Here is a 17,920-nt window from a genome sequence, read left to right as displayed (position 1 = left end):
TCGTTGATTAGTGTTAATATTACCGCCAATTTTTTAGCGTTCTGATTCCTTCTATGAATCAACGTATTGGGCTTTCCTGATAGCCGAACGCTTGAACCTAAAATGCTCAGAATTGATAAGAAAAAAGGAATATATGTCCAGGCTGACTGATTTAATAGCTAAAGCGAAGGCCAAAGATCCGCAACTGGCTGCTGATCTTGATAGAGAAATCAAGATCCTATCGTCACGCCTCCCCTTTGGGCTTAATTTTGAACGACACAGCCCTGAAGTTGTTGAGTTGCCATTGCGGCCTATTCGCAAAGGAGACAAAGTCCGCGTTCTGCCAGAGCGTGGGTCCACTAAGAAAGGTGATCAACGGTTGTGGCAGGTTAAAACTATCCACAAGGCGAGGAAGGTCGCTGATCTCGAGTTGCTGGACGCGGCTGATGTCGAGACTCAGACTGTAGCGCTGAGTAACCTTGTGGTTATAGCTGAATTTCGTGACACGATCTGGCCGGGTATGGTCAGTACGGGAAAAGTACAGCGCGGCGGTGACAAGCCTTTCCACTCAGTCATCAATGGCGAGAACTACCATGTATTGAAAGCGCTGACCTACACGCATAGAGGCAAGGTCGACGCCATCTATATCGACCCGCCTTATAACACGGGGGCGAAGGACTGGAAATACAATAACGATTACGTCGAAGGTGACGACATCTATCGACACAGCAAATGGCTGGCGATGATGGAACGTCGCTTGCTGGTAGCGAAGGAGTTGTTGAACCCGTCAGATTCGGTGCTGATCGTCAGTATTGACGAGAAGGAATATCTACGGCTGGGATTGCTGTTGGAGCAGTTATTCCCAGAAGCTCGTATCCAAATGGTTTCATCAATCATCAAGCCGGAAGGAACAAACCGGCCTGCAGAGTTCTCGCGTACAAACGAGTTCTTGTTTTTTGTGATGTTCTCTGACGCGAGGGTAATACCAACTAACGACGACATGTCTGGACGCCGAGCTCCGGCAACAGAAGTTCCAATTGAGTGGCGAAATCTCAGACGTAGAGAGAACTCTAGCGTCCGTGCTGCGCGACCAAATCAATTCTACGCAGTGTTTGTTAACGAACACACTTGTAGTATCCACTCTGTCGGCGAGCCACTCCCTCCAGACGTTGATCGTCAGAGTGTGGTGCCACCAACTGGTTGTGTCGCTGTGTTTCCGCTCAAGCCTGATGGAACGGAGATGCTTTGGGGGCTAACACCAGGCGCGCTACGGAGCTTAGTTTCTAATGGCTTCGCTAGAGTGGCAAACTCCGGTCGGGGCGCTTCGAGCATGACAATTCAGTACCTCGCCAAAGGGACCATTACAGCCATTCATTCAGGTGACGTTACAATTACAGGAAAAGATGATCAAGGCGCTGTTCAGGGCTTCTACACTGAGAAATCATCGATGCCCAAGACAACTTGGAACAAGGACTCCCACAACGCTCAGACTTCGGGGACACTCATCCTTACCTCTCTCTTACCGGGTAGACGATTCCCCTTCCCCAAATCACTATATGCCGTCGAAGATTCCCTTCGCTTCTTCGTGAAAAACAAACCAGAGGCTGTCATTCTTGACTTCTTTTCCGGCTCCGGTACAACCGCCCATGCCGTAATGCGCTTGAATAAGCAGGACGGTGGGCGTCGCCAATGTATCTCCGTCACTAACAACGAAGTTGCTGCCGATGAACAGAAAAAATTGCGCGAACAAGGCTTACGCCCCGGCGATCTCGAATGGGAAAAATGGGGCATCTGCGACTATATTACAAAGCCGCGTGTGCAAGCCGCCATCACAGGCAAGACCCCTGATGGTGAACCGATTAAAGGCGATTACAAGTTTACCGATGAATTCCCGATGTCTGAAGGCTTTGAGGAAAACGCCGAATTTTTCACCTTGACTTATGAAGCAGAGAAGTCGGTTAGCCATAACCTGGCTTATGCGCGTATTGCGCCCTTGCTGTGGTTGCGAGCAGGGGCTCGTGGCAAACGGATTGACAAACTGCCTGCTGATGGATGGGCGGTGACTGATGCTTATGGCCTGCTGACAGCGGTGGATCAAGCCACACCTTTCATTAAAGCCATTAGCCATGCTAGTGACGTACGGGTGGCCTTTATCGTCACCGACGATGATCGTCATTTCCAGTCTGTCACCAAGCGTCTGCCAAAAGGTGTTGAGCCAGTACGTTTATACGAATCGTACCTGACCAATTTCAGCTTCACCAGTGGGGAATTAACAGAATGAAGTTCACTCTCAAGGACTACCAGCGCGATGCGGTGCGTGATTCGCTGGTGAATCTCAGAAAGGCTCGCCGTTACTGGCATAACGAAAATGATAAGAGCGCCTTCTCTTTAACGGCTGTGACCGGTGCGGGTAAGACCGTCATGGCTGCCGCTGCGTTTGAAGCATTATTTCATGGCGACGACGAATTTAATTTCGATGCCGATCCCGGCGCGGTAGTGATCTGGTTCAGTGACGATCCTGCACTGAACGAGCAAACCCGTTTTCGTCTGATGGAGGCCAGTGACCGTATCAACTATAACGATATGGTAGTCGTTGAACACCCTTTCAGTCGGCGCAAGTTTCAGCCTGGGAAAATCTATTTCCTTAACACGCAGAAGTTTGGCAAAAATAGTCTGTTGGTGCGCGGCTTTGATGATAAAGGCGGGCTTTTCGAGGCAGCCCCTGATGCACAAGCTTATACGCTGTGGGATACTATTCAAAACACCATCGAAGACCCAGATCTGACCCTTTACTTAGTGCTAGATGAAGCGCACAGGGGGATGGGGTCGTCAACGACTTCCAGCGAAGCAGCTAAAAGTACCATTGTGCAACGGCTCATCAACGGTTCGGCTGGGGTGAAGGGTATTCCTGTGGTATGGGGTATTTCCGCCACAGTTGAACGTTTCGACAAAGCCATTGTCAATGCTGGTCATCATGTCAAACTGCCGAATGTGGTGGTTGACCCCGCTAAAGTGCAGGAATCGGGACTTATTAAGGACGATATCATTCTGGGTGTGCCTGATGAAGCTGGTGACTTCGATACAGTGTGGGTACGCCGTGCTGCCGACAAACTCAGGGAAGCGAGCGATGCCTGGGCAGAATACGCAAGGCAGCAGGAAACCATACGCGAAGTAGTGCCTCTGATGGTATTCCAGGTTCCCAATATGCCAGATCCGAACGAGGTCGGACGCTGGCTGGATTCGTTATTCTCCCGTTATCCTGAATTGCCCATTGACAGTGTTGCTCATGTCTTCGGTGAACACACCACACAACGTTTCGGCCAACACCAAGTGCCTTATATTGAACCGCAGCGGGTGCAGGAATCAACTTGGGTGCGCGTACTGATTGCTAAAGATGCCATCAGCACTGGCTGGGATTGCCCGCGTGCCGAAGTGATGGTTTCCTTCCGCGCTGCCAGCGACAGAACGCATATTACGCAATTACTGGGGCGTATGGTACGTACTCCACTGGCTAGACGCATTCCGGGTAATGAGCGCTTAAACTCTGTCGAATGCCTGTTACCCAAGTTTAATACCAATACCGTGAGAGATGTCGTCAATACCTTGTTTAAAGGCGATGATACATCTCCTCCGAGCGGGCGTATCTTGGTTAACCCTGTGGAGATGAAACCTAACCCGGCAGCTTCAGCTGCAGTATGGGAAGTATTTGAAGCGCTACCTTCGCAAACCCGACCACAGAAAGGAGCCAGACCCGCCAGACGTCTGACCGCGCTGGCACAGGAACTGGTTGATGACGGCATTCTTGATGGGGCAGTCAGGAAAGCCCATGCTGCTTTGCACGCTGTTCTGGACAAGTTCCAGATAGAAAATGCCGAGAAAATCAAAAACAAACGCAATGCAGTGCTCGTCGTAGATGGTAAGGCTGTGGTTGCCAGCCTCAAGAACAAAGCAATGACCTTCAACGAATTCTGGGAGGAGGCGGACGTAACGGTGATTGATGACGCCTACCGGCGTGCAGCCCGAATTTTCAGCCCGGATGTTTCACGTACCTATGTCGAATATCTGGCCGATAAGGTCGCGGATCGAGAAGAGGATGCTGAGGAGTATTTGGAAGCAATCATGGAAGCTCGTGTGACCGTTGCTGGCATGGGGCTGGTGATGGAGGTGCAGGATTACTTCGATGGCGAGGCCGATAGACTGGCGAAGGCGTGGCTGGCCGAGTACACACCGCAAATCAAGTCCTTGAAAGATGAGCGTAAAGAGGCTTATCGTCAAATCGTCGAAATGAGTACCGAACCGCAGGATGTGGATCTGGTCAGGCCAGAGAACAAGTTTGAAATGACCAGAGCGCGTGAAGGCGAGAAGGAAACTGACCTTCCAGTCTGGAAACACCATTTGTTGTGTGACGAAAACGGGATCTATCCGGCTCTGTTGAACCATTGGGAAACCAAGGTTTTTGAGATCGAAACCAAACGTGAAGGATTTGCTTTCTGGTATCGTAATCCACAGTACACAGGGCAGTCGTCACTGGGAATCGCTTATGTTGAAGCTGAACAGTACAAGATTGTTCGTCCCGATTTCCTGTTCTTTGCCGAACAGGATGGCAAAATGGTTGTGGACCTGGTAGATCCACATAGCCTACATCTGGCTGATGCTTTGCCCAAACTGAAAGGACTTGCGCTATATGCCGAACATCATTCTGATGCTTACAGGCGAATCGAATCTGTCGCCGAAGTAAAGGGTAAATTACGAGTGTTAGATTTGAAACGGCAGGATGTGCAGGATGCTGTTGCTACCGCTGAAAATGCAGAAACGTTATTTAGTAGCGGACTTGCTGATGACTATCAGTAATCTATAGAAAATTGCGTAACGAAACTGCATTTTAGTAATTTTTTGAAACAATACAAATAAGGCCTTCTCACTGAGAAGGCCATTACCGACTTACAGTTCGATTTGGCTACAGCCGAAGTTACGGTCTCCTTCACCAAACACTTTGCTTTCAACTTTGGTCAGGTAGTCCAGTCGGGTTAACAGCGCCTGGTAGTTCTGCTGGAAGTCAGTACTATTGGTGTCTAGCACATACTTACAGTTTTCAGGAAAATGGACCAGACCAGGGTGATCGTCTCTCTCCAGTCTCAGGGCGCTGTACCAGGCTCCTGTGATCATCCCTCTAAGGTTATCGTCCTGATCGTAATCCCCGAGGTGGTAGTAAGCGTCTTTGTTGAACAACAGGCAAATGTGGTAGTGGCATTTACCTGACTCAGAATACTCTTTCGCCCATATAATAAATAAAGGGCAACGGTAGATGCGTTTACCTTCACGCTCCTTACGGGTACGGTCAGCCTCCAGTTTAGCTCTGAGGGAATCACGCATTCGGGATATCACCCCTGGTTCAAGATTAGGGAAACAGCAGATATTGTCTCCGTTATCGACTATCTTCGGATAATGCAGATCGACACGTACCGCCGTTAACCTGGGGTAACGGTTAGTCAAATAACATAATAATTTTTTAATCTTGATCTGATATTCGAGGATATGTACTCCATGAGTACCTTGATATGTTTTCATAATATATACCTGTATTTGGTCCTACGGTCTATAGCAGACCGTACAGGGATGCCATACAGGCAGGGCTATTCCTGGTCACTGTTGTCGGTATATACTGGTATCAGATCTTAGTACGGATATACTGATCTGATTACTACTCTTACTGGTGAATACAGGTAGTAAGGGCATACAATGCCATTATATAATACCTATCCAACATCTAAATTTGAGACGAAGGTAGCCCCAGCCTGTGATGGCTGTTAAAAAGTTACTCTGCAATTAGCTTCTGGAATTAACCGATGATTCCGTTATTCCAGTGCCGCTTCACGGTTGATAAACTGATACCCAACTTCTTTGCGATCTCAGACTGAGTAAATCTGCCTTTCTTAAGTATTGTGATATCACGTCGGTATTTGCTTCCCTCCTTTCGTCCTAGTTTCTTCTTAACATGTCGATATCGGCTTTTAGTTGATTTCAAATTGTGAATGTCAATCGTATCCTGACGAGCAATCAAAAAAGACAAGCAACTTTCAGCAGAAGGCTCTATCCTTGAAGCTGGATGGTAGCTGTAGATAAAAATTTCTTTTTGAAGGCAAAAAAATAAAATATTCTGTAAGTCCTCCACAGTTCTGCCAAGACAGTTTAGATCTGGAATGACAAGCGTATCCTGCCGGTTCATTTCATGATGAATCAATTGCCTGAGTAAACGTTGCTCTGAAACAACCTCTTTAATATCTACCTGCTCGATCACAACATGTTCAGGTAGAATATTAAATTTTTGACATATCTCAGCAAGTGAGTGATGATCTGCAATGCTTTCTTGCTGTTCGCTACTGCATATGGTGTAACAAAATGAACGCATCTGATGCACTCCGGTGTCATAAATTATTTTTTGATACCTGAATAATGTCGTTTTGTATGAAAAACAACCAAAAAAATAGAGGGCGATTGCCAGTGATACTTTGACTGGTAAAGTAGTATTTTACCTCTCATAATTGTTTGTCCTTCTTTGTTACCTCTTAGGTTCTGCTCTCCTGTGAGTATGGGTTTATAATGATGTCATCCGGTGCATTAACGCGGTTGGAAACATCTGTTTTGCGGATCACTGGCAGCATAACCACCATCTCATTGACATGGTAAATATCAATCCAGCAAACAACTGGATAAGGCATAACGATCTCCTTTCTTCTAAGAACTTCATTTATCCCGAATATAATCAATTGGGATGCTGACAAGAGTAGAGCCTGCCCGGCATCAAAGTAATAACCCTCAAAGGTTGTTCTATGGATAAGAATAATATTTGAATCTCCTGAGATACTTTGTTTCTTTACATCAAATTTCCTCTGATTGTAAATGTAAATGGCTTTTTCCATATCGTAATTTTCCCTTAGCGAGGATAGCCTTTCACGTATAACTGTTTTTTCATCTTTCCCCATGAATTCATCATTAGCGTTCAGTTTAAAGTAATCTGTAATTGGGATTTTTAATGGACTCATGATGTTCGTTTTCCAGATTAACGAACAGTATTCTTCCAGAGTCACTTCTTTTTCACCTCGATTTCGAATAATTCTTTCATTTATAGTGAATCTTAGTAGATCGTTTTTTAGCTCCTTTATTAGCCATTGATAGCGAAGACATTGCTCGAATATATGTACCGTCAACGCCACAGAGTCTGATATGACTGAGGAAAGAGATTTATTATTCATCCTGGCATAATGCTCAAGAGTTTCCATCTCAGATTCATTTTTGTGCGTAAAAGTGTATTTTTTATTGGAAATGTTTTTTACTCCTTATAATTAACATTGCTATTAATTAATCCTGTTTGTAAAGGAGAAGTTTATTAATAAGTAAAAGTCCGCCTGCATCAAGACACGATGAAAATGTCTTCCTTTCTTACTCTATTGCCCGGGTTCGTTGTAAAATCCATTCGTCTATTTCAGCCTCTATCCAGCCGACAGATTGCAGCCCCAGACGACGTTGTTTCGGGAACGTTGGGTCATAGCGTGGCGATTTCGGATTGATCCAGTCATAGATTGTTGAACGTGACAAGCCCGTTTTGTCAATTACTGTAGAAAGACGAAGTATTTTAACATTAGATTTGTTCATAGCTGATTACCTCAAATCGAAGTGCTCTGGATGATGTGAGATTAGCTTTAAGGCATCCAATCTAAAATGTATGTGCCAAAAAAACTTTTTTTTACGAACGGGAAATAAATATCCTATTGAAATTTAATGATTTTATTTTTTTTCTGTCGGGTCCATCAGAACGGTGTGAATTCAGTTACAGCCTTCCGGTCCGGTAATGGGCCAGTTATATGTTGAGTGACTGCGCTTCGATGACTTCTGTTTCAGTGGGCTGGTCTATCTCCGACGTGCTGTGGCAGATAGCGGTTCAGCAGTAGCCATTATTCGTTCTGCTCCGTCAGTACCGCACCCAGCAGCCGCAAGATGCTCTCTTCATTGGGAAGATACCTACCACTGTCAACGCCAAGATTGTTGGCCGTTTCGCCATTTTTAATGTCCGCTATTGGTCATTAATGTTGTCCGCTTTCCGCCGTTTCATCTCTTTGTTCAGGCGCTCCAGCGTGTTTGTGGAGTGGGTTTTTCACTTGGTGTGCTTTCGGGAGGCCGAAGGACGCCAGCACGTCTGCCTCTGCTTCGTCCATCACCCCGGTGACCGCCGGGTTGCTTTTCTCCCATTGACCGGCAACCTTGCACAGGTGGCATGGGCGCTTTTCTCGTCGGTCTGCACGAACACCTGTTGCAGCGCCGCACGGACCACCGACTGGTTTGCACGGCTGACGCGGCTCAGCACGTTGCGCATGAAGTGGACCCGGCAGCGCTGCCAGCTGGCGGAGAACATCTGCCTATCGCCGCCTTCAGGCTCAGCAGGAAGGTCAGCCAGGATGCCGTTTATCCATGCTTCCTGGATAACCGCGTTGAGCGCCTTCTCAGACAATCTGTGGGCCTCCAGGAAGGGCGGGAAGTACGTCCCTTTAAGCAGCTTCGGAATACGCAGGTCCACAGCGTGCCGAGCTGGCGGGGACTGACGGTCACGATAGCCGTTGTGGTAGGTTTCGCGCTCATCGCTGCGCTAGTGGGCTCCGCGTTGATGTGCTGAGTGACATCTGCTTCCATAATGCAGTTGAGCATAAATTCGGTGAGTTCACGCAGAAAATCCTCGCCGCCGAGTAGCATCAGGGTGTTGCTGAATGTCATGCTGTTGTCATTCCGAATTTACACCACGCCCTAAGACTCTACCTTATTTTCTTTGCAAAGCAGGCTGCTTGTGCAAGTTGTACATGTAGTTAACAGGCAGTAAGTATGGCAAACCATTATTTCATGTCTTCACATCTGGTTCTTCATTCAGTTAAGTAGTAAAAATGAAAGGGATGTCAGAGCAAGAACAGATGACGTTGTGTAACTGACCAATGAAGGATGATATGGAATATGCTTGATATTTTTTGCTCGGAATTTGAAGAAAAAAGAAACAAATTAAAGACCTACCTTGAAAGCTCGGGATTTCTTTATAGGCATTCTATCATCAAAAAAATGTCTCTTTTGGATGGTATGGATGAAAGCCAGAATTTTGAGTTGTTGCAGGCGAAACAATATAATCGTGATGATATACAATGCTGGGAGTATATTAGCTCTAAGTGGACCGTCGTTCCTATTATGATGGGTTCGCAAAGCCTTAAACACTTTTTTACATGGAATTTTAAGGCCGCTGGGATATTTCAGCGATATGGAAAGGATATGTGGGATATCAACAAGATAATTGCAGTTAAATCTTTATTGTTTGCTAGTTCAGTCTTAGGTAGTTGCCTTGGGGTTGCAGGCTATGGCCCGTTGCTGCCTTCGGAGCTTGCATTAGACAAAAAGAAGCTAACTAAGAAAAAACAGTCAGCAAGAATGGGAGGGATATCTAAGGCTGAATTATATCTCCCGATAAAAGAAGAGACGATAAGATTGCTCCACCAAAATGTTCCTGTGGATGGTAGATGGAAAAATAAAACGGTTGCAGCAAAGGCAATAGAGGCAGATTTAGTCATCTTTGTACAAAATTTGAAATCTCAAAACCAAAATCTGGATCTTAATGAAGAAGATATTATTACAGTCGTCAAACGTTGGGAACGCAATGATGAAAGAGTAAAGGCTGCATTTGAGGGAACGGTGAAGCAAAAAATCTCTGGCAAGAAGGGCTCGGGTTAGAACTTCTCATTATTTTTTCCAAAAATAAGAACCGCGCCTTTGAAGGCGCGGATTAAGTAGAATCAAACAACAAGTTTTAATGCACCGGCACTAGATTCTACCATGCTTCCTTTATCTGCTCTTTTAACAAAATCAGCCCACCATTGCATCATCGGCCTACGTTGCTCAAGATAATCACTGCGGTTATAAGCGCGACGTACCTCATTTTTGTCTACATGAGCAAGTGCGGCTTCAATGACATCAGGAGGAAATCCTTGCTCATTGAGGGCTGTACTGGCGATAGAACGCAAACCATGTGAAACCAGCACTCCCCCTAAACCGGCACGCTTGAGTGCAGCATTCACGGTTTGACTGTTCATCGGCTGAGTGGGCTTAATGCGGCTTGGAAAAATAAAATCTCGGCCACCACTGAGCGGCTTCATCATTTCCAGAATAGCCAGAGCCCCATCAGATAATGGAACGGTATGGTCCCGGTTCATTTTCATTCGGGCTGCTGGAATTTTCCATTCGTTAGCATCAAAATCGATCTCATTCCACCGAGCTTCTGCGGCTTCTACGGGGCGGGTGATGGTGAGAAGTTGCCACATGAACAGACACCGCGTAGACAGGCTGATACTGGCCGTACGCATAGTTTGCATCAACTGAGGCAACTGATCCGGACGAATACTGGGCATGTTCTTTTTCTGAGGTTTCTCGAAGGCTTTGCCAATATTAACACTGGGAACTGCATCAATCAGGCCCGTGTTTTGGGCATAAATCATGACTTCATTGATCCGTTGGCAAAGACGGCGGACAGTTTCCAGTGCTCCTCGGGCCTGAACGGGTTGCACGGCTTGAACCAGTGTATGGGCTTTAATATCTGTAACGCTTACGTTGCCAATTGCGGGAAATATATCTCTTTCAAGCGAACGCCAGATATCATCAGCATAGTCCTCGGTTACACTGGCTTTCTTCACATTCCACCAACGCTCGGCAACTAACAAGAAAGTGTTGGTTTTGGCCTCCTGAGAATTTCTTATCTGTTCTTTTTGGTATTCCTGAGGATCGATTCCTTTTGCCAGTAATACTTTGGATTCAGCTCTGAGCTTACGAGCATCGGAAAGCGAGACAGCAGGATAGGAACCGAAGCTCTGTTTAGTTCGCTGTTTTGTCAGAGGTCGGTAATAACGGAATTGCCAGAGCTTACTGCCACTGGATTTGATTAGCAGCGTCAGTCCGTCACCATCATACAACTGATAATCGGCATCTTTAGATTTGGCTGCTTTGATTTCCGTATCCGTTAACGGCTTGGTTTTTCTTGCCACGGTGGAGTCTCCATGCTTTTAGGCCCAACAAAGACCATAGATCTTTTCGTTGGGCCTATCAATGGGCCTAAAACAATTAGCTTAGGTAGGATCAAATCAGATAGCGCTGGACATAAAAAAGCCCGTAAGTCGTTGTGACTACGGGTTTTTCGGTTTTTCTTGGATTGCTTTGGAATAAAATTTGGTGGAGCTGGCGGGAGTTGAACCCGTGTCCGAAATTTTGTAACTAACTAATTTGTAAAGGCTAATAACTTGCCTTTATTTCTGCGGCTCCTTTACGGCTCCTTTCAGTTCCTGCCACTGACCAGCTTTGGCTTTCTCTCCGTGTTGCCGTCATACTCCTTCAGATAGCGACCATAATGCCGGAAGAGCATCTCCGGTCCCTTATGACCCATTTGCGCCGCCAGCCAGAAAAGGTTTACGCCGCGGCTGATCAGGCGTGTGGCGAACGTGTGCCGGGTCTGATAGGGATTGCGATACCTGATACCGGCTTTCCGCAGCGTTGGCACCCAGGCTTTTTTCCTGATTGCATCCGCGCTGGCCCACGGCTTGTTTGTTTTTGGATCCTCAAAGACACAACCGTCTTTCATGAAGCTGAATGGCTTTTGATCGTTGAGCGCGATCATCGCTTCCTCAGTTAATTCTACCTTGCGCGTTCCCGCCTTCGTTTTAGTCCCTTTCGTCACGCCCGACACGCTGGCGCTCTGTACATGCGCCGTCTTCTCAACGAAATCAATATCCCTCCAGCGGAGCGCGCACAGTTCGGAGCTGCGCAGCCCTGTCTGTATCGCAAACCTGAATAAGTTTTCCCACTGTTTATTGCCTGTTGATGTTAACAGCGCGCTCACCTCAGTCGGCGACAGCGGATCGACAATATAACTACTTTCTGCATCGCTTTTATTGCTTTGATACCGTGATGCTGTGACCAGCGAAACTGGGTTAATTTGCAATACTCCATCAGTTACAGCTTCATCCAGCGATGAACGCAGAAAGGAAAGCTGGTTTCTGATGGTTTTGAGTGTTGTCTTCTGGCTCTGGATCCACTGCTTTAATGTCGCTGGTGTTAACTCGCTGGCCGGTAATATATGCAATGATGACAGAGCACTACGGCATTTTTTATAACCGCCAATTGTCGATGGCGATAAATTACGTGTCTCACAAATATCAATATATTCGTCGAGGTACATTTTGATAGTTTTACCAGATGCGGCATTACCAAAAATTTTTAACCGTGCTGAGCGAGGGAAATATTCTGCGTAATTAAAAGTCCCTCGTTCAATTTTATTGTGGATTTCGCCGAGAGTTCTCTCGGCGTATTTGATATTTTTATTATTTACATCAAGGTTGGATAATGGTTCCCGGCATTTAACTCCCTTATAAGTGAATGTGATATTAATAGTTTCCCCGTTGCTATGTTTCCTGATGGTCACGCCGCGTGGGAGTTTAGGCGATTCTGTCGAGCCCATTTTGCAACCTCACTAAGATCTATCCATCTCTCCTTGACGCCTTCGACTTTCAGCACCTGAACCCCTTCACGCCACACACCACGCTGTACGCGCTTGTTGATCGCATCAGGAGTTTCGCCTGTCTCTTTGCAATAAGTTGAGATGGGAACACAATCGAGGCTCAGCATAGATTTCTCCATTGCCCGGCTGCACCCGGGCTATTAGGGGGATTATTCGGCGCTGGTGTGCAGCAGACGCTGCCAGATTGCCGATACATATTTCACCTGGTGGCGGGCATCGGCCAGTGCGTTGTGAGCTACACCATCAAATGGCATATCGCGCTTGGGATCGAAACCAAGCTGTTTACCGAGCAGCACCATGGTGCGCACGTCGCTGTCATTCCAGAATTGCCACGGGCAGGTTTGGCCGGCGCGTTCATAGGCTGAACGCAAAATAACGTTGTCGAAGTTGGCGCCATTTCCCCAGACTTTCAGGTAACGCGGGTTGTCAGAGTTACGGCTGATAAACGAGCTCAACTCGGAGAGAGCAAAGGTAATGCTTCTCGTATCGTCGGTACAAATAGCGGCGCGAGCCTCCGCTGATTGCTTCAGCCACCACAGGATCGTGTCACCGTCAGGGGTTGCACCCTGATCCATGGCGCTGGCGAGGTTGACGGCCACATAGAACTCGGCACCTAGCTCACCGCTTTTCGGGTCGAAAAACACAGCGCCGATCGCGACAATTGGCGCAGCAGGCTTATTGCCCATGGTTTCGAGGTCGATCATAAGGTGGTTCATTACATGTGCTCCAAATCTGATGGTTTAAAAGAATGCCAGTAACCCTCTTCACGAGTCTCTGTTCTGGTCTTGCCGCAGCCATTACACCCATAGTGGAAAATAATAGTTGGCTGCAGCCCGTTAAGGGATTGATATGGATGAAGCTCCTTCTTGAACAACACCCATTTGTGAAGCCTGAAAAGGCAGCGAATCTTCATCTACTCCCCCTCCACTTGGCGACCAGCAGACGGGATTGATGTCGCAGGGTAGAGGTAAACTGGAACCTCGTGCTTGAGCTTTGGATTACATCCAATGACTACTGCTGAAATAGACCACATCCAGTTATTTTCATCGTGATCGTTATCATGCATATGTTCGGCGCATCTTTTAGTAACAAAACCAAATGGTTCCTGCTCCATGACAGCCAGTAACGCACGGGCCATCATTTCAGCCTCTTCAGCAGGAAGCACAACATTGTGCCCCGCGCTATATTTGGCGCGCCATGATGCAATTGTTTGAAGGCGATTTTTATTTAGTTCGCTGGTGGTCATCATTCTTCTTCCTCTGGCAAGACAAGGATGGTGTCGTCCGGAACAGTGATGGTGATCTGGACACTGTAACCACGCTCATGCATGTCGTAAGTGACGGGCCATGCTGGCAGCGGCGAATCTTCGGCAACCTGACTGATGCCGATGCTCCACAGCCCGGACTCGAGGTAATAACCGACCACCTGCATTTCACCCTCGGCGGATTTGAGGTGATAGATGCCTGGAGAGTTGTAGCAACCAATCTCTTCACGGATCGCCCCTTCGCACTCCAGCAAGTCATCGCTGGCACCGTAAAAATGCAATTGTTTAGTCATTCCATGCCTCCAGCTCGTTATCAATTTCCTCGTCGATTTCGTCGTTTGTGGCCTCTTCGTTAAGATATTCGAGTGCTTCTTTGAGGTATTTTTTACGCCGCCCGCTGTCATACCAGACTGAAAATTCAGGGGACCAACCGCTGTCGTCGCCATTCTCGGCAAAAAAATCATGCATCGCGTTGTTATATGCCAAACGGTCAACCATGCTTTCAGCCGTAGTCAGGGCGCATTCCCGGATATACCCGCGCAGATCGCGCTTACGCCAGTACGGACTGTACTTAGAATCGCAGCGCCCCTTAAATTCAACTTTCCAGCGACGAATGCAGCGGGCGTAAAGTGATTTAGGCATCGTCGGCTCCTTTTACACATTCAGGATGTTTACCAATAAACTTCTCAAGTAACGTGTCTTCATCGCAGTTGCGCTGCATACGAAAATCAGGGCAGTCGTCACATGACAGAATGCTGATTTGCATGGATGAAGAGCTGTCAAGCGATAGAGTTCCGCCACATGCCGGACAAAATAAATTCTCCGGGCTAAGTGCTGCTTTGTTTTCTTTCACGGTGTTTTCTCCCCGCGTAAAATTTCGTTCTCAGCCATAAGAGTGACGCGCTGATCCAGAGTTTCACTCAGGGCAACAAAGGTCACATCCAGCCTGGTGGCGACTTCACGCATTAACTGTGCCGCTGCTGGTGGAAGGTCAGACGCTGCCGTGCGTGCCGCGGCGACAAGTTCTTTTACTTTCATATGTTGTTGCATGCGTGCAGCCCCATCAGTTCGTTAAAGCGGGTCATGAACAGTCCGTAAGCCTGGCCCGGGCGGAGAGGAACGATCTGGATAATGTCGCTGGTGGGGATTCCTTCCAGCATCGGCCATGTCGTACCGTCGTCGATTTCCAGATCCCGGCGTTCGGTAGCCAGCATTGTCAGATCGGCATATTTCACTACAGCAGACTGTGTGAGCGGCAGATTGAACTTAAAGCGGATCAGTTCGTCGACAAACGCCTCAATCCGGCGATAGTCCGGCAGCAGGGCTTTAAGCGGGGCGGGAATATCCTGGCAATACGCTTCGGCGGCGTCGTGCATCAGCGCTTCAAAGGCAAACTCTGGCTCTACCAGCTGGCTGCACAGAACTGAGTGTTGAGCAACGGAGTAGAACTCCGGCAGGTGGCCGGCAAAGCGGCAGATATGGGAAAGAGCGGTCGCTATATCTTCGATCTCAATATCGTCAACAGTGGCGTTCACATAGTCGAATTTCTTTCCTGATAATGTCTGTATGTAGCTCATCGGTTTTATTTCTCCATTTATTCGCAGCTGCACCTGCGGCTGATTTTTGGTTGCACGAATCCCCCGCCAGATGGCGATATTTAAATTAATTACGCTTCACTAATTGCCCCGCGGGGCAGGGCAATTAAGGCTGAGCAATTACGCTTTAAAGTTACCGATAAAGGTTTCTACTGGCTCGCCGTCGAATTTGCCGATCAGCAGGTCGCGGAATTCGTTGGCGATCGCTTCTTCCTGCGCTTCCAGTTGAACAATGCGCAGAACAAAACGTGGTTCGTCACCAGTGAGCAGACTATTGCGCAGGCTGAATGCACGCTCACCAAGCCCTTCGTATGGCACGCATTTGAACTCAAACGCTACCGGCATAACATCTTTGCTGCTGGCCTCAACACTCTGCATCAGCGATTTTTTCCCGCTGAAATCACCGTCTTCATGATCCTGCTGGGTGGCCTGCTGGATAGTGATGCGTCGAACAGCCTGAGCAGCCTGTGAAATTTGCATGGTATTTCCGTCAGCATCAAAGGCCTGCAGGTAATCACTCCAGTCTTCCAGCCATTCAGCGATTTGCTTTTGCTTCAGGCGGTCGCCGTTGATCGCCAGCAGCGCGCGGAAAGGCGCAGTCTGCTTCAGGGTGATTGCAGCAACGTTATCAGCATGGCCTGGATTATCCAGCGTGCCGATATTGAACACGGATCGCGCAGTCATATTGTCCGCATCAATAAAGCAGCGAGCAGGTTCCTCGGTACTGGCGTAGCCTTTAGAATAACGGGCAAAATCATCAATGCTGGTTGTGGTCATGGCCCCACGGAAACGGAAGCGCTCAAGAGAAAAGCGCTCGAGGCTTTCAACGCGAGTTTCTTCCGGGAGTAATGCTGTTGGGCAAGCCAGGCCGTTAATATCATTCAGGTGATAACCAGAAAGAACCAGATCTTTAACCTGCTTAAAAGTACCGCTGTCTACCTGAGACATAAAAATTCCTTATTAACAAATGATCGAATTGGTGGCAGTGAATTAGTTGTCAGCGGTTCACTGAGCCGCTTTAAGCTTTCCGTCTGTGGCACCGTTGATACTGAACAATTGTCCTTGATCCTCCTGCAGGATGGTGAGCTTGCCGCCTTTGTTAACCCACATTGGCGTTTCAGTGGTGTCCTCTTCGGAGGCTTTACCGCGTGGCGTCGGGGTGCTGTAGTTCAGCTTGTGCTTGATCTTGACGCGCTTCTCTTCAACGGAATTACCCATACGCTCAAAATCAAAGGTGAGGACCACTTTGCCTTTAGTGCCGTTATTCAGAACGCCCAGCGCGGTGGTATTAAGCGCGGCGGCGATTTTGTTCATGAACACACCAGCATCCAGCTCGCCCAGAAAATCGGGCACTACGGTCATGCGATCATTGCTCATAGCATTTCCTCTCGGTTAAGCGGCTGCCGCCGCCGTAAGTTTCTCCATACACAACAGAGAAGAGCACCTGCGCGCTGGTCATGGGTAGGAAGGCCACTTCCTTAACGCCCGGGTGGATTGGGTTATGAGCCCGTCACCCGGTGATGCTCTTGTCTCTTGAGTAAGTAAGCTGTTTGTGTCGGTGAATAAACTATAGCTACTTTAAGTAGATAAAATCAACAACAAAAAGTAGTATATTTTTAGTTGAAGTAGTTTTTTATCGGGAAGAGGTTGAATTTAGGACATAAAAAAACCGGCGTTAGCCGGTTGTGGAAGTGTTTTTAAATTTAGCCAAACTCAAGCATCTTTAGTGGTAAGCATCTAATAAGCTTACCGAAAAAGTAAAGTTCATTCATTTCATGTTCTTCAATAAAGAACGGGGGGTACTTGTCATTGTCAGAGAGAACGGCAAGCCTTCGACCCTTTACTTTTTGTAGGCGTTTCACAAAAGTTGAATCTTCAAAGTTAAAAACGTAAACCCCGTCACCATTGAAGTGATCAATTCTACGATCAATGAAGAGTAAATCTTTCGGGCAGAGAGTTGGCATCATGCTGTCACCATCGACGTTTATCAATTCAATGCCATCTAAGCTCCTGCGTCCAAAAAGCTCGAATATTCGTTCTTCAGGTATCTCAATAGAACTGATAATTGTTGGAAACGGTTGATTTATATAACCGCATCCAGCCGAAGCATGAACATCAAGCTGTTGAATTCGAACAGTCCCGGATGGTGCTTCATCCCCGCCGTGAAGTGGCACGCCATAGTCCAGATAAGCTGGGGAGACTGATAGTCGATCCGCAATCCTAATCATCTTCTCGTCCCGAGGCTTTGCAGTACCCAGAGTATAGCGCCGCGCCATCTCATACGAGACACCACTGAGTTCTGATAATTCCTTTACCCCCAGAGCATGCTTCTGGAGCGACTTGTTTAGCCTGTCGGCAAAGTCTTTGTATTTAGTTTCTTCCACCATAAGTAGAAGGTTAAGCCCGCAAGCCATAGTTGTCATTTCTATTTTAAGTTGCGATTATTTGCTACTATAAGTAGTATGGGGTTGACCAAATCAATAAGGAGTGGAT

At 47.4% G+C, this 17,920-nt stretch carries 18 protein-coding genes and 3 pseudogenes; 3 read left to right on the top strand and 18 right to left on the bottom strand.

All coding sequences use genetic code 11. The features are described from left to right. Window positions 1–133 precede the first annotated feature (133 nt). Window positions 134–2,260: a site-specific DNA-methyltransferase gene (locus tag FKM52_RS10455; RefSeq protein ID WP_087934370.1), complete on the top strand. Its 2,127-nt coding sequence runs from the start codon at window positions 134–136 to the stop codon at window positions 2,258–2,260. Next, window positions 2,257–4,830, top strand: coding sequence for a DEAD/DEAH box helicase (locus FKM52_RS10450; RefSeq protein ID WP_141176122.1), 2,574 nt, complete (start codon window positions 2,257–2,259; stop codon window positions 4,828–4,830). Before FKM52_RS10455 ends, FKM52_RS10450 begins: the two co-directional genes overlap by 4 nt. 90 nt (window positions 4,831–4,920) lie before the next feature. Here FKM52_RS10450 and FKM52_RS10445 read toward each other — a convergent pair whose 3' ends face one another. The 5 genes and pseudogenes from FKM52_RS10445 to FKM52_RS10425 form a co-directional block, all read right to left on the bottom strand. Continuing rightward, entirely contained in the window at window positions 4,921–5,547 is a 627-nt protein-coding gene (locus FKM52_RS10445; RefSeq protein ID WP_021574995.1) for an inovirus Gp2 family protein, read from the bottom strand. 271 nt (window positions 5,548–5,818) lie between these two features. Next, a pseudogene (locus tag FKM52_RS10440) lies at window positions 5,819–6,519 on the bottom strand (winged helix-turn-helix transcriptional regulator). A 26-nt stretch (window positions 6,520–6,545) separates the two neighbouring features. Beyond that, a pseudogene (locus tag FKM52_RS10435) lies at window positions 6,546–7,295 on the bottom strand (protein YagM); the annotation flags it as partial. A 124-nt stretch (window positions 7,296–7,419) separates the two neighbouring features. Further along, window positions 7,420–7,632: a helix-turn-helix transcriptional regulator gene (locus tag FKM52_RS10430; protein ID WP_016246231.1), complete on the bottom strand. Its 213-nt coding sequence runs from the start codon at window positions 7,630–7,632 to the stop codon at window positions 7,420–7,422. Window positions 7,633–7,837: 205 nt separating this feature from the next. Next, a pseudogene (locus FKM52_RS10425) lies at window positions 7,838–8,745 on the bottom strand (transposase). A gap of 231 nt (window positions 8,746–8,976) precedes the next feature. On the opposite strand from FKM52_RS10425, the gene FKM52_RS10420 reads away from it, so the two are divergent. Then, on the top strand, window positions 8,977–9,738 hold the full coding sequence (locus tag FKM52_RS10420; protein WP_016246229.1) for a hypothetical protein: 762 nt from the start codon (window positions 8,977–8,979) through the stop codon (window positions 9,736–9,738). Between the two features lie 62 nt (window positions 9,739–9,800). Here FKM52_RS10420 and FKM52_RS10415 read toward each other — a convergent pair whose 3' ends face one another. The 13 genes from FKM52_RS10415 to FKM52_RS10355 all read right to left on the bottom strand — a co-directional run bounded on the left by FKM52_RS10415 (window position 9,801) and on the right by FKM52_RS10355 (window position 17,850). Beyond that, on the bottom strand, window positions 9,801–11,042 hold the full coding sequence (locus FKM52_RS10415; protein ID WP_112913433.1) for an integrase: 1,242 nt from the start codon (window positions 11,040–11,042) through the stop codon (window positions 9,801–9,803). A gap of 287 nt (window positions 11,043–11,329) precedes the next feature. After that, window positions 11,330–12,508, bottom strand: coding sequence for a site-specific integrase (locus tag FKM52_RS10410; protein WP_141176121.1), 1,179 nt, complete (start codon window positions 12,506–12,508; stop codon window positions 11,330–11,332). Then, the gene (locus FKM52_RS21975; RefSeq protein WP_045290417.1) at window positions 12,469–12,675 is read right to left on the bottom strand and encodes a hypothetical protein; all 207 of its coding nucleotides are present in this window, start codon (window positions 12,673–12,675) and stop codon (window positions 12,469–12,471) included. Before FKM52_RS21975 ends, FKM52_RS10410 begins: the two co-directional genes overlap by 40 nt. A 42-nt stretch (window positions 12,676–12,717) precedes the next feature. After that, window positions 12,718–13,284, bottom strand: a complete 567-nt coding sequence (locus FKM52_RS10400) for a 3'-5' exonuclease (protein ID WP_141176120.1) — start codon at window positions 13,282–13,284, stop codon at window positions 12,718–12,720. Window positions 13,285–13,481: 197 nt separating this feature from the next. Beyond that, entirely contained in the window at window positions 13,482–13,817 is a 336-nt protein-coding gene (locus FKM52_RS10395) for a hypothetical protein (protein ID WP_141176119.1), read from the bottom strand. Beyond that, window positions 13,814–14,125, bottom strand: a complete 312-nt coding sequence (locus FKM52_RS10390; RefSeq protein ID WP_141176118.1) for a hypothetical protein — start codon at window positions 14,123–14,125, stop codon at window positions 13,814–13,816. Before FKM52_RS10390 ends, FKM52_RS10395 begins: the two co-directional genes overlap by 4 nt. Next, on the bottom strand, window positions 14,118–14,474 hold the full coding sequence (locus FKM52_RS10385; RefSeq protein WP_141176117.1) for a hypothetical protein: 357 nt from the start codon (window positions 14,472–14,474) through the stop codon (window positions 14,118–14,120). Before FKM52_RS10385 ends, FKM52_RS10390 begins: the two co-directional genes overlap by 8 nt. Next, entirely contained in the window at window positions 14,467–14,685 is a 219-nt protein-coding gene (locus tag FKM52_RS10380) for a hypothetical protein (protein WP_141176116.1), read from the bottom strand. The genes FKM52_RS10385 and FKM52_RS10380 overlap by 8 nt, the downstream gene beginning before the upstream one ends. Beyond that, window positions 14,682–14,882, bottom strand: coding sequence for a hypothetical protein (locus tag FKM52_RS10375; protein WP_141176115.1), 201 nt, complete (start codon window positions 14,880–14,882; stop codon window positions 14,682–14,684). The genes FKM52_RS10380 and FKM52_RS10375 overlap by 4 nt, the downstream gene beginning before the upstream one ends. Next, the gene (locus tag FKM52_RS10370; protein WP_141176114.1) at window positions 14,867–15,409 is read right to left on the bottom strand and encodes an HD family hydrolase; all 543 of its coding nucleotides are present in this window, start codon (window positions 15,407–15,409) and stop codon (window positions 14,867–14,869) included. The genes FKM52_RS10375 and FKM52_RS10370 overlap by 16 nt, the downstream gene beginning before the upstream one ends. Window positions 15,410–15,547: 138 nt before the next feature. Next, window positions 15,548–16,375, bottom strand: coding sequence for a YfdQ family protein (locus FKM52_RS10365; protein ID WP_141176113.1), 828 nt, complete (start codon window positions 16,373–16,375; stop codon window positions 15,548–15,550). Window positions 16,376–16,432: 57 nt separating this feature from the next. Then, window positions 16,433–16,804: a hypothetical protein gene (locus FKM52_RS10360; protein WP_024132791.1), complete on the bottom strand. Its 372-nt coding sequence runs from the start codon at window positions 16,802–16,804 to the stop codon at window positions 16,433–16,435. Window positions 16,805–17,130: 326 nt separating this feature from the next. Further along, window positions 17,131–17,850, bottom strand: coding sequence for a LexA family transcriptional regulator (locus tag FKM52_RS10355; RefSeq protein WP_141176112.1), 720 nt, complete (start codon window positions 17,848–17,850; stop codon window positions 17,131–17,133). Between the last annotated feature and the right edge of the window lie 70 nt (window positions 17,851–17,920).

Source organism: Mixta tenebrionis (assembly GCF_006517625.1).
GTDB lineage: Bacteria > Pseudomonadota > Gammaproteobacteria > Enterobacterales > Enterobacteriaceae > Mixta > Mixta tenebrionis.
The sequence above is the reverse complement of the archived record's forward strand: the minus strand, read 5'-3'. Positions and strand labels throughout refer to the sequence as shown.